Origin of the sequence: Kocuria sp. PD6 (genome assembly GCF_031844145.1) — a bacterium.
Lineage (GTDB): Bacteria > Actinomycetota > Actinomycetes > Actinomycetales > Micrococcaceae > Kocuria > Kocuria marina.
Window position 1 is genome coordinate 25,318 of record NZ_JAUZUS010000016.1, and the last position, 12,058, is coordinate 37,375.

11 protein-coding genes are annotated in these 12,058 nt (G+C 69.5%); 7 read left to right on the top strand and 4 right to left on the bottom strand.

The features are described from left to right. Positions 1 to 35: 35 nt before the first annotated feature. The 3 genes from Q9R22_RS12370 to Q9R22_RS12380 form a co-directional block, all read right to left on the bottom strand. Positions 36 to 599 (bottom strand): serine hydrolase, encoded by a 564-nt coding sequence (locus Q9R22_RS12370; RefSeq protein ID WP_165489825.1) that lies wholly within the window; start codon positions 597 to 599, stop codon positions 36 to 38. A gap of 17 nt (positions 600 to 616) precedes the next feature. After that, positions 617 to 1,333, bottom strand: coding sequence for an MFS transporter (locus tag Q9R22_RS12375; RefSeq protein ID WP_311254281.1), 717 nt, complete (start codon positions 1,331 to 1,333; stop codon positions 617 to 619). Between the two features lie 397 nt (positions 1,334 to 1,730). Beyond that, positions 1,731 to 2,522, bottom strand: coding sequence for an SDR family oxidoreductase (locus Q9R22_RS12380; RefSeq protein ID WP_206069156.1), 792 nt, complete (start codon positions 2,520 to 2,522; stop codon positions 1,731 to 1,733). A gap of 202 nt (positions 2,523 to 2,724) precedes the next feature. On the opposite strand from Q9R22_RS12380, the gene Q9R22_RS12385 reads away from it, so the two are divergent. The 4 genes from Q9R22_RS12385 (at position 2,725) to Q9R22_RS12400 (ending at position 5,736) form a co-directional block, all read left to right on the top strand. Next, positions 2,725 to 3,393, top strand: a complete 669-nt coding sequence (locus Q9R22_RS12385; protein WP_165489824.1) for an AMP-binding protein — start codon at positions 2,725 to 2,727, stop codon at positions 3,391 to 3,393. A 9-nt stretch (positions 3,394 to 3,402) separates the two neighbouring features. Beyond that, a complete protein-coding gene (locus tag Q9R22_RS12390; protein ID WP_084118111.1) occupies positions 3,403 to 3,852 on the top strand; it encodes an acyl-CoA thioesterase in 450 nt (149 codons plus the stop codon). After that, positions 3,849 to 4,763: an SMP-30/gluconolactonase/LRE family protein gene (locus Q9R22_RS12395; protein ID WP_131333667.1), complete on the top strand. Its 915-nt coding sequence runs from the start codon at positions 3,849 to 3,851 to the stop codon at positions 4,761 to 4,763. Before Q9R22_RS12390 ends, Q9R22_RS12395 begins: the two co-directional genes overlap by 4 nt. 100 nt (positions 4,764 to 4,863) lie before the next feature. Continuing rightward, the gene (locus tag Q9R22_RS12400) at positions 4,864 to 5,736 is read left to right on the top strand and encodes a TetR/AcrR family transcriptional regulator (RefSeq protein WP_131333666.1); all 873 of its coding nucleotides are present in this window, start codon (positions 4,864 to 4,866) and stop codon (positions 5,734 to 5,736) included. Here Q9R22_RS12400 and Q9R22_RS12405 read toward each other — a convergent pair. Continuing rightward, a complete protein-coding gene (locus Q9R22_RS12405; protein WP_094067136.1) occupies positions 5,700 to 6,254 on the bottom strand; it encodes a GNAT family N-acetyltransferase in 555 nt (184 codons plus the stop codon). The two genes, Q9R22_RS12400 and Q9R22_RS12405, sit on opposite strands and share 37 nt — an antisense overlap. 141 nt (positions 6,255 to 6,395) lie before the next feature. On the opposite strand from Q9R22_RS12405, the gene Q9R22_RS12410 reads away from it, so the two are divergent. Genes Q9R22_RS12410 through Q9R22_RS12420 form a run of 3 tightly spaced genes read left to right on the top strand, consistent with a single transcriptional unit; the run spans position 6,396 to position 11,663 of the window. Next, positions 6,396 to 8,495 carry a 3-hydroxyacyl-CoA dehydrogenase NAD-binding domain-containing protein gene (locus tag Q9R22_RS12410; RefSeq protein ID WP_131333665.1) on the top strand — a complete coding sequence of 700 codons (2,100 nt, stop codon included), beginning with the start codon at positions 6,396 to 6,398 and terminating at the stop codon, positions 8,493 to 8,495. 29 nt (positions 8,496 to 8,524) lie between these two features. Beyond that, positions 8,525 to 9,784: an acyl-CoA dehydrogenase family protein gene (locus tag Q9R22_RS12415; RefSeq protein WP_064846384.1), complete on the top strand. Its 1,260-nt coding sequence runs from the start codon at positions 8,525 to 8,527 to the stop codon at positions 9,782 to 9,784. A gap of 43 nt (positions 9,785 to 9,827) precedes the next feature. Then, positions 9,828 to 11,663 (top strand): AMP-binding protein, encoded by a 1,836-nt coding sequence (locus Q9R22_RS12420; RefSeq protein ID WP_131333664.1) that lies wholly within the window; start codon positions 9,828 to 9,830, stop codon positions 11,661 to 11,663. Positions 11,664 to 12,058: the final 395 nt, after the last annotated feature.

The window sequence follows — 12,058 nt, forward strand, 5'->3', positions numbered from 1 at the left end:
AGGGGCAGCCGCGCCAGCCCGGCCTGGAACTTGCCTTACGGTAGGAGGTAGCGGCCTCGGACCAGCGTGGACTCCTCGAGCCGTGACTGCTGCATCTTGGCGGGCTTGAACACCCGGTCCCGCACGACGTCCTGGATGCGCGACCCCGTGGCGGCCTCGAGCATCATGGACAGCACCACGTACCCGACGTTGGAGTAGGACCAGCCGGTCCCGGGCTCGAACTCCCACGGCAGCCTGCGGCTGAGTTCCACAAGTTCCTGCTCGGAGTGATACGGGACCACCGCGGCCTCCAGGTCCTGCACGGTCCACGTGTACCACTCCCGGTCCGGGAGCAAGGAATAGATCCCGTCCGGCATGCCCGAGGTGTGGTTCATCAGTTGCGCCACGGTCACGCCGCCGTGGCCCGGGTAGAGCCCCGGGGTGACCTGGTCGATGGTCGTGCGCAGACTCCATTGCCCCGCCTCGATGCGCTGCATCACGAGCACCGCGATCATCGCCTTGGTGATGGAGGCGATCCACGCGCGGTCCTGGGGCCGGGCGCTGTCCTTCTGCAGGTCCCGCTTGCCGGCGGCGCTCAGATAGGTCCCGCCCGGGCCCACGACGCACCAGGGGCGATTCAGGCCTCGGCCGGATTCGGGGTGTCGCTCCCGGAACGCAGCGAGCGCATCGCCGTCACCGTGGTGATTGCCACCGACACGAGGGCCATCAGGCCGAGTCCGGAGAAACCCACGAGCGCCAGGACCGGCCCCGCGAGGGCCCCACCGGCCGCGCCGCACAGGTTCATCGTGAGGTCGGAGGTTCCTTGCAGTCCGGGGCGGTCGTGGGTCGCCACGGACCCGGTGACCATCGTGGACCCGGACACCGTGGACGCGGACCAGCCCAGTCCCAGCAGGATCAGGGCCGCCAACACGAGCCCTTGGTGGTCGGCGCCCAACCATGTGAGCACGAGCGCGACCGCGAACAGGGCCTGGCCCACGAGCACCGTGGCGGCGCGACCGAGTTTGTCCGCGAGCCAGCCGACGACGGGGGAAAGGGCATACATCCCCGCCACGTGCAGGGAGATGGTCAGCCCCACCACGGACAGCGTGGCCCCCTGGGTCGTGAGGTGCACGGGTGTCATGGACATGAGACCCACCATCACCGCGTGGGACAGGGCCACCCCGAGCACCGCGCGCCGAGCCGCGGGGACGGTGCGCAACAGGGTGAACCCGCCGGCCGGGCTGGGTGTGGAGGCCACCGATTCACCGCGGGACAGGGCGACCTTGAGCGGGTCCGGGCGCAATCCGATGAAGTACACGATGGCCCCCAGGACCTGGGCACACAGTGCGATCACGAACCCGCCGGTGAACTGGGGCAGCCCCAGCGCCTGCCCCCGCGATCGCCACGAGGGCGCCGGTGGTCAGGGAGATCCGCCGACCACGACGTTGCGCCAACCGCGCCAGGGGGATGGCCAGAATGGCGGCACCCAGGGTGTTCATGGTGGCCGCCAACCCGGACGCCGCACTGCTCCCGGAGACCTCCGTGACGAGCAGGGCACCCAACGCGAGGGTCGCACCCGTTCCCAGCCCACCCAGGATCTGGCCCAGCGCCAGCACGGTCAGCACTTTGCGCTGGAACTCTGGCCCGGGGTCGGGTGTCTGCGCGGTGGAGGCCGTGGAGGTTTCGGTTATGCACGCATCATGACGGACGAACGCACCGGCGCACCATCATCACCGGCTTGCGTCCCGCTCTCAGTCGCCGCGCGGGCGGGTCAGTTCCGCCTGCCGGTGCGCCTTCACCGGCTCGGGGGTGGTGCGGTTGTCCTCGCGGGTCTGTTTCGTCTCCTCATCGCCGCCCACGACCTCGTCCACGTCATTGAGCAATGCTTCGAAGCCCTGCTGGGCCACGAGGACCTTGTCGTTCTTGGTGGCGCCCGGCCCGAGCGCCGTGTTGTCCATGCCGGCGTTGGAGTGGAAGTCGCTGTCCGTGGCACCGGGCAAGAGCGCCGTGACCGTCACGCCGGTGTCACGCAACTCTTCGCGCAACGATTCCGCGAAGGAGAAACCGAATGCCTTGGAGGGGCCGTAGACGGTCTCGTAGGGAGTGGGCGTCGTGGCGGAGATGGAGGACACGATGAGGATGCGCCCGTGGCCGTTGGGGACCATGTGCTGCACGACGCGCTTGGCCATATGTACGGTGCCCTTGACGTTGATGTCGATGAGCCGGAACTCGTCCTGGAGGTCGGTGTCCATGAACGCCCCGCCCAGTCCGATACCGACGTTCAGGGCCGCGGCATCCAGGGGACGACCCAGCTCGGCCACGAAGTTCCAGAAGCCCTCGACACCGTCGTAGGTGGCGGCGTCCGCCTGGAACGGGTAGGCCTGTGCGCCGAGCTCCTCGATGCTCCTGGCCGCCTCATGGACGCGGTCACTCGAGCCGGACAGGGCGACGTCGTAGCCGTGCCGGGCGAACTGCTTGGCCAGTTCGAACCCGATGCCGGAGGAACCACCGGTGACCATGGCAAGGGGGCGTTGATCGGACATGAGGATTTCCTTCCATACCGGGACCGCCGCGCGAACGGGTGAGGATCGCGGAGCCGGGGCCCATGACGGATGCCGCTGACACGTGACGGCTGGACCAGTGTGCATCACCGATGCAGTGACCACAACGCCGTGACCGCTTGCTAGGGTGACGTATATCACTCAGGGGACTTGCGGGGTGCCCGTGCCCATGTCAGGAGCCGCCATGAGCCACCCCGTGAACATCAACCCCGTGCGAGGTCTGCTCTACCAGGTGCGCTACAGCCCCGAGCACCCCGCGGTGATCTACGAGGACGAGACGGTGGACTACGCCCACTTCACCGAGAGCGTGCGGCGTCTCGCGGGCGCGTTCGCGCGTTCCGGGGTGGGCACCGAGGACCGGGTCGCCTCACTGGGGTTGAACTCCGAGGTCTTCCTGCGCACCATGTTCGCCGCATGGTGGCTCGGCGCGGTTTTCGAGCCCCGGAACTTCCGACTCGCCCCGCGCGAGGTCGCAGGCCTGCACACCCGATCGACCCCCGCGGTGACCATCGTGGAGCCCGGTCACGTCCCCGCCCCGGAAGCGGCACTGCCGCTCGCGGAGGGTTACGAGGGCGGCAGCGTCGTCGTCACGGACACGGACCCCGCCGTGCCCTGGATCCCGGACGGTTCGCAGGGCGGGGAGGCTTCGGGGGGCGACGGCGCCGCTGTTCCACATCGGTGCATTGAACTCGTTCACCGTGCACGCGCTTGTGCGGGGCAGCACGACCCTGGTGCGCAGGACATTCGTGCCCTCGCAAGTGCTCGCGGACATCGAGCACTACGGGGTGGACACCACGTTCCTGGTCCCCGCCAGCTGGGCCGTTCGCTGCCCGGTGTCCAGGCGGTCCCCTAGGCTGGGGGCATGCAGCACCACGGTGACATCTCGTTCCGCACTCGCAAATGGGTCAAGCCGGAAGACCTCAACGCCAACGGCACCCTGTTCGGGGGATCGCTGCTGCGCTGGATCGACGAGGAAGCGGCGATCTACGCGATCGTGCAATTGGGTAATCAGCGGGCGGTCACCAAGTACATGTCCGAGATCGAGTTCGTCTCCTCCGCGGTGCAGGGGGACATCATCGAGATGGGCCTCAGTGCCACTACGTTCGGACGCACCTCGTTGACCATGCGGGCGCAGGTGCGCAACATGATCACCCGCGAGTTGATCCTGAGCATCGACAAGATCGTGTTCGTGAACCTCGGGGAGGACGGCAAGCCCGCCCCGCACGGGTACACGCAGATCACGTACGACCGCGACAGAATTCCCAGCATGTCGCTCCCCGCCCACAACAGCCCCAGGAGGTCGCAGTCGTGAAGCAGCTCACCGCCCAGAGGATCACCCCGTCGTGGATGTACCACGGTGAGGGGCCGTGCTGGAGCAAGGAATGGAACGGGCTGGCCTGGGTGGACATGCTCGCCGGGGACGTCATGACGTTCACCCCGGACGACCAGCCGCGCCGCCAGCACGTGGACGCCGTGGCCGCGTGTGTGCGTCCGCGCCGTTCGGGTGGGCAGATCATCGCGGTGGAACGGGGAGTGGTCCTCACCGATCCCACGGGCGCAGTGGAGCGGGAGATCCCCATGTGGGGGGACCCCGAGATCCGCATGAACGAGGGCGGTGTGGCCCCCGACGGCTCCTTCTACGTGGGGTCCATGGCGTACGAGCAGACCGAGGGCGCGGCCACGCTGTACCGGGTCGCGCCGGATCTGTCGTGGCAGCCCGTCCTCGAGAACGTGAGCATCTCCAACGGGATCGCGTGGTCCCCGGACGGCACCCTCGCGTACTACAACGACACCCCCACCCACGAGGTCTCGGTCTTCGACTGGAGCCCCGAGGCCGGCCTGCAGAACCGCCGCACGTTCGTCGCGCCCGTCCTGGACGACCACGCCGCCGCGGCCGCCACGGACCCGGAGGAGAGCTACGAACCGGGCCGCGTCTCGGTGAGCCCGGACGGGTTGACCGTGGACTCCGAGGGCGCGGTGTGGGTCGCCCTCTACGGCGCGGGGCAGGTCCACCGCTACCTCCCGGACGGGGCCCTGGACACCGTCGTCGCTGTGGGCGCCACGCAAACCACCGCGTGCACGCTGGGGGGTGAGGACCTGCGCACGCTGTACATCACGACGTCGCGCGAGGACCTCCCGGACGACGTCCAGCCCACCGCCGGTTCCCTCTACTCGGTGCGCGTGTCCGTCCCGGGCCAGGTCACGCAGGCCTTCGGGGGCTGAGCGCGTCGGCGGGCCGGCTCCCGAACCGGCGCGGCCCGCGGACGTGGTCGCCGCACCGCGGCGGCCTCGCCGCACGGTTACCATCACCGCAGGAGGCCAGATGAGTACCGCACCCGGGGTGAGCGGCGACGCCGTCACCACAGCGATCCGCCTGTTGGCCGCGCAGGGTTACGACGCCACCACCGTGGACCAGCTCGCACACGCCACGGGGGTCAGTCGCGCCACGTTCTTCCGCAAGTACGGGTCCAAGGAGGACATCGTGTTCGCGGATCACGCGTCCAACCTGGAGCGGCTGGAGCAGTTGCTCAACCGCCCGCACCTCACCGCCCAGGCGGGGGTGAGTGAGGGCGTGCAGCTCGTGTTCCGGTACAACCTGGACCACGCGGACCGTGCGCTCGCACGACACCGACTGCTGCAGCGGGTCGAGGCGTTGCGGGACCGGGAGCTCGCCACATCCCACCGGTACGAGCGGGTGTTCCGGGAGTTCCTGCGCCGCGTCCTGCCGGACGGCCCCGACCGGCGGGTCACGGCGATCTCGTTGGCCTCCGCCATCGTGGCCGTGCACAACGCCTACCTGCGCACGTGGTTGCACGATCCCCAGGCCGCGGACGGCGAGCGGCTGGCCGCGGGACTCAATCGGCGCATCGCGTGGTTGTGCACCCTTTTCGGGCTCTCGTTCGTTCCCGGGCGCCCGGTTCAGCAACTTCGCTCCGCGGACGACGGTGCGGGCCCGGCGCCCGTGGTCGTCATCGTCCCCGAGGGGGTCGACGCGCGGGACGTCGCCGAGCGGACGGCGCGCTCGGTGTACGAGGCCCTAGCCCCGGGTGGCACGCAGCTCGCGCGGGATGTCCGGCCCGGTGGGGAGCAGGACGCCTCCGAGGGCGGCGGGTTCGCCGGGGCGCGACTCTCCGACGAGGTGCGTGTCCCCGCGGCGGATCAGTCCGCGCGTCGCTCAGACACGAGCACGGCGTAGACGAGTTCGTCGCGCCACTCGCCCAACTGGTAGTGGCTCTCCCGCAGGGTCGCCTCCTGGCGCATGCCCACGCGCTCGCAGACCTTCGCGGACGCCACGTTGAGACTGTCCAGGCGCGCGAAGACGCGGTGCGCGCCGAGGTGCTCGAACGCGGCGTCGACGGCGGTGCGCGCGGCCTCCGCGGCGTACCCCTTGCCCGTGTGGTCCGGGTGCAACGCCCAGCCGATCTCCACCTGCGCGGACTCCGCGTCCACGAGGGTCAGCACGATCTCGCCCACGAGCTCGTCGGAGTCGTGAGGGGAGATCGCGACCCGCAGGCTGTCGCCGTCGGAGGACCAGGACCCGGGTTCGCGATTGGCCTCGACCGTCCTGATCACGTGGTCCATGTCGCGGGGTTCGCGCCATGCATGCATGGCGTAGTCCTCGCGGGACTGGTAGGAGTGCATGGGCTCGATGTCGGCATCGGTGGGCCAGCGGAAGCGCAAGCGGTCCGAGTGCAGCGGCAGCTGGAGAGTCACCGGATCAGCCTATCCAGGACGTACCGGAGATCCGGGGGCCGGGTGACACTGAATGTCTTGACGTGAGACGCAGTCTCACGTCAGACTGTTCTCGCGATACTGTGGGCCACACCACCTTTCGCCCAGACACAGGAGCCAAGCGTGAGCGAACAGACCTTCCCGTCCACCGTGACCATCGACGTGACCCGTCCCGTCCTGCCCGGGCGGGAACGACCGATCGCCCTGGTGTCCCTGGGCTCTACGGAGCCCAACGGGCTCGTGATCTGGGGTTCGGAGGCCATGCGGGAGTTGCGCCGGGAGCTCTCGGCCATTGACACCTCGCAAGTCGAGGCCGTGGTGGTCACGGGCAACGAGAAGTCGTTCGGTGCAGGGGCCAATCTCAAGGAGATCCGCGCCGCACAGTTCGACGGGGGTTCGGAGGACTACGTCGGCTCCGGGCACGAGGCCTTCGGCGTCCTGGCGGAGATGCCCGTTCCCACGTTCTCGCTCATCACGGGGGTGGCCCTCGGCGGCGGTCTGGAACTCGCGCTGCACACCGACTACCGCTTGGCCACGTCCGGCAAGGCACCCATGGGTCTGCCCGAGTGCCGGCTGGGCTTCTTTCCGGGCTGGGGCGGCGTCTACCTGCTGCCGCACCTGGTGGGCGCTGAGGCGGCACTGAACATCATCGTTACGGACTCCATGCGCGGGCGGAACCTCAAGCCCGCCAAGGCCGCGGAGATCGGTCTCGTGGACACCGTCCTGGATGCTGCCCCCGGTACGGACGAGTGGGAGACGGCGTGGCAACGCTGGGTCGTGGAGGCACTCGAGGGCAAGCACGAACCGCGCCGCGCCGACGACGACGAACAGACCTGGCAGGCCGCCGTGGACAAGGCTGCCGCCAAGGCCCACGCCGCGTGGCACGGTGCCGCTCCCGGCCCGGTGGCCGCGATCGACCTCGTGGGCCGTGCGCGCACGGACACCCGCCAGGCCAACGGTGCCGCCGCGGTCCAGCTCTTCAGCTCGATCGTGCAGTCCGACGCCGCCCGCGCGTCCCTGTACGCGTTCGAGCTCGTGAGCGCGCGCAGCAAGCAGGCCGCCAACGTCCCGGACGCCCCCGTCCGCGAGATCAAGAAGGCCGCCGTGATCGGCGCGGGCCTCATGGCGGGCCAGCTGGCGTCCCTCATCGCCCAGGGCGCCCGGGTCCCCGTGGTGATGACCGACCTCGACGACGAGCGCCTCGCCACGGGCGTGCAGCGCACCCGCGACCGCTTCACCGCCCAGGCCGAGAAGGGCCGCATGAGCGCGGAGCAGGCGGAGCAGCTCGGTTCCCTGATCTCGGGGGCCGAGAGCCCGGAGGACCTCGCGGACGCGGACTTCGTGATCGAGGCCGTGTTCGAGGAGCTGGACGTCAAGCGCCAGGTCTTCGCCCAGTGGGAACCGGTCATCAAGGAGGACGCGATTCTCGCGACCAACACCTCCTCCCTCTCCATCACCGCTATGGGCCGGGACCTGCAGCACCCGGAGCGACTCGTGGGCTTCCACGTGTTCAACCCCGTGGAGGTCACCCCCCTGCTCGAGATCGTGGCGGGCGAGAAGACCGACGACTCCACCCTGGCCACCGCGTTCGACCTCGCGGCCAAGCTGCGTCGCATCGCCGTGCGCGTGGAGGACGCCCCGAGCTTCGTGGTCAACCGCGTGCTCACGCGCATGTTCGACTCGATCGGCCGCGCCATGGACGCCGGGGGAGACCCCGAGACCGTGGACCACGCCCTGGACGCCATGGGGCTTCCCATGACCCCCCTGCAGTTGCTGGACTTCGTGGGCCCCGCCGTGCTCGTGCACATCACGCACACCATGAACGACGCCTACCCGGACCGGTTCACCCTCTCTCCGTGGCTCGACGCCGTCGCGGACGCCGGTCTGACCCACACGCTGCCCGCGCGCGGCGAGACCTCGCAGACCTACCTCTCGCCCGAGGCTCACGACGCACTCGAGCGCACGCGGCAGGAGAGCGGCGTTGCGGCGTCGTCGGACGACGGCGCCGGGGGAGAGCTGCTCACGCGCGTCCAGGACGCGCTCGCGGACGAGATCGGGCACATGCTCGACGAGGGCGTGGTCGCCTCCGCACGGGACGTGGACCTGTGCATGATCCTGGGCGCCAACTACCCGTTCCACCTGGGCGGCATCACCCCCTACCTGGACCGCACCGGCGCCGCCGAGCGCGTCCGCGGTGCCCGGTTCAACGCCGCCCAGCAGTAGCAGCTTCCAGCAAGGATCGAGGAGTCATCATGAGCAAGGACAGCACGGAGACCACTGGCATCACCATCGAGCACCCCGAGGGCTTCCCCACGGGCACGCTCGAGCCGCACTACGACCTCAACGAGCCCCTGGCCACGGACGAGGCCGGGATCTACGAGGGTGTCTCGGAACAGGACCGCGCCCACCAGCTGCGGGCCCGCACATTCGTGCAGGAGGAAGTCCTGCCCGTTATCGCGGAGTACTGGGACCGTGGCGAGTACAACCTGGACCTCGTGCGGCGCATGGGCGAGATGGACCTGTTGCGCGATGGAGTGGAGGTCCCCGGGATGTCCCCCATGTCCAAGATGGCTGCGGGCCTGGTGGCCATGGAGCTCTCCCGCGGGGACGGCTCCATCTCCACCGTGTCCGGTGTGCAGGGCGGGCTGGCCATGCGGTCCATCGCCCTGTGCGGCAGCGAGGAGCAGAAGCAGCGGTGGCTGCCGGACATGGCCACGGGCAACCTGCTCGGCGCGTTCGCGCTGACCGAGCCGGCGCACGGCTCGGACTCCATCGGGCTCGAGAGCCGGGCCACGCCGGTGGAGGGCGGCTACATCCTCAACGGCGCCAAGAAGTGGATCGGCAACGGCTCCATGGGCGGGATCACCGTGGTGTGGGCCCGCAGCGACGAGGACGGCGCGGTCCACGGCTTCGTGGTCCCCCAGGAGTCCGAGGGCTACACGGGCACCACCATGAAAGCCAAGCTCGCACTGCGCGCCATCCACCAGGCGGAGATCACGCTCGAGAACGTGTTCGTGCCCACCGAGAACGTGCTGCCCCACGCCAAGAACTTCCGCGACACCTCGGCCGTGCTGTTCGCCACCCGCATCGGGGTGGCGTGGGCCGCGGTGGGTCACGCCCAGGCGTGCTACGAGACCGCGGTGCACTATGCCATGCAGCGCCACCAGTTCGGGCGCCCGCTGGCGGCGTCGCAGATCGTGCAGGAGCGGCTCACCCGCATGCTCAGTGAGCTCACCCAGATCCAGACGCTGGTGATGGCCATGGCACGCAAGGAGGAGGCGGGCACACTGAGCGGGCCGCAGGCGTCCCTCGCCAAGTACACCGCCACCCGCACGGCCCGCCAGGTGGCCATGAACGCCCGCGACCTGCTGGGCGGCAACGGGATCCTCATGGAGAACCGGGTGGCACGGCACTTCGCGGACATCGAGGCCATCCACACGTACGAGGGCACGGAGACCGTCCAGGCCCTCATCATCGGCAAGTCCATCACAGGGATCTCCGCGTACAAGTAAGTCTCGCGGGGCGCACCCGGCCCGCCACCGATCCAGGAGCACCATGTTCGCGAACACCGAGCCGCTGACCCCCTTGCGCTTCCTGGAGCGCAGTGCCGAGGTCTTCCCCGACCGCCCGGCGATCGTGCACGGCTCGCGGGTGTGGAGCTACGAGCAGTTCGAACGGGACGTGCGCCGGTTCGCCACGGCGCTGTTGCCGCTGCTGTCCGGTTCCGACGGCTCGGCGGGCGCTGCTTCCCGGGGGTCCGCTGGATCGGACGACGCCGCTGGGTCGCCCGAGTCCGCGGGGTCGCGTGAGTCCGCCGGGTCACCGGTCACGGGCGGTTCGCCCGGAACTGCCGAGTCGGGCGACACTGCCGGGTCCGAGCGATCCGCGGGGGCCTCGGGTGAGGGGAACGAATCGTTCCAGGGCGCGGAGTTGCTGGAGTGCTCGTGGCCCACGGTCGCGGTGATCGCGCCCAATCTTCCCGCGACACTCATGGCGCACTACGCCGTGCCGGCGGCCGGGGCAGTGTTGGTGCCGCTCAATCCGCGACTGAGCGCGCGGGAACTGAGCTACATCCTCGAGCACTGCGAAGCCCGCGTGGTGCTCGCGGACACCTCGGTGCTCGAGACCGTCGCACAGGCCCTCGGTGACGGGTCGGACGTGACGCTCGTGCAGATCGACGACCCGCAGGCGGGCGTGCACCCTGTTCGCGACGGCGCGGGGTCGGGAGTGTCCACGTTCGAGGAGTTCATCGACGTCGAGCCCGCCCAGCAGGCAAGACCGGGTGCGTCGGGCGGCAACGTCCGCGGCGTCGGCTACGGCGTCGCGGACGAGAACGCGCCCATCACCCTGAACTACACCTCCGGCACCACGGGGCGCCCCAAGGGGGTGCTGTACGGCCACCGCGGGGCGTACCTGAACAGCCTCGGGGAGGTGTTCCACAATGGGTTCACTGGCGCCACGCGGTACCTGTGGACCCTGCCCATGTTCCACTGCAACGGGTGGTGCACCACGTGGGCCGTGACCGCCGCGGGTGGCACGCACGTGTGTTTGCGGGCAGTGCGCGCGGACGAGATCTGGCGCGCGTTCGACGAGCAGGGCATCACCCACCTGTGCGGCGCGCCGGCCGTGTGCTCGATCATCGTGGACGCCTCGGAGGCCCACCCACTCGAACACACCATCAGGATCACGACCGCCGGGGCCCCGCCCGCGCCGAGCATCATCCAGCGGTTGGAGAGCGCGGGCTTCGACATCGTCCACGTGTACGGGCTCACCGAGGTCTTCGGCCCCATCACCATTTGCGAACCCCAGGAACAGTGGCGTGAGCTCTCGCCCCGGGAGCGGGCGCAGCAGATGTCCCGGCAGGGGGTGGCCATGATCCAGGCGGAATCCGCCCGCGTGGTGGACGACTCCCTCGAGGACGTGCCGGCGGACGGTACAACCGTGGGGGAAGTGGTGCTGCGGGGCAACAACGTGATGATCGGCTACTACAAGGACGTACCCGCCACGCGGAAGGCGTTCGAGGGCGGGTGGTTCCACACGGGTGACCTGGGGGTCATGCACCCCAACAACTACATCCAGCTGCGGGACCGCGCCAAGGACATCATCATCTCCGGCGGGGAGAACATCTCGTCCATCGAGGTGGAGCAGGCCCTCTACTCCCATCCGGACGTCGCGGACGTCGCCGTCGTGGGGGTAGCTCACGAGAAGTGGGGCGAACGCCCGGTCGCGCACGTGGTGCGGGTGAACGGGTCCACGGTCACGGAGGACGACCTGCGCGACCACGTCCGGAACCAGCTCAGCGGGTTCAAGGTGCCGGACTCGGTCGTGTTCAGTGACGAGCTGCCGCGCACGGCCACGGGCAAGGTGCGCAAGAACCTGCTGCGGGACTGAGGCAGCCACCCGGGTAACGCCACTGCGCGACCGCGGCCACGTGATTGTGCGGCCGTTGTCTGCGGGCGCCGCGTCGATGCCCGGCTCGGGGCGGGGCGACCACCCCGCGTCCGAACGCGGCCCGGAGGTGGCGGGCCCTCCCCAGGGCCGTTTTGCGCAGTCCCGCGGGCGTGTGTAATGTATTCCGAGTCGCCGCAAGGACGAACAGCGAACCGCTGGTCCGGCAGGCCGACGAGCTACCTCCCCCAACTTCCGAACGGCAACGGCGTGCGAACGCCGAGTTGCGAAGAAGACGGGGAACGGATAAGCTAGTCGAGTTGCCGCAAGGACAGCGAGAAGCGTTCCGAATCAACGGCAGCCAAAACTTCCAACTCATGGCTCTGAATAAGAGCTTA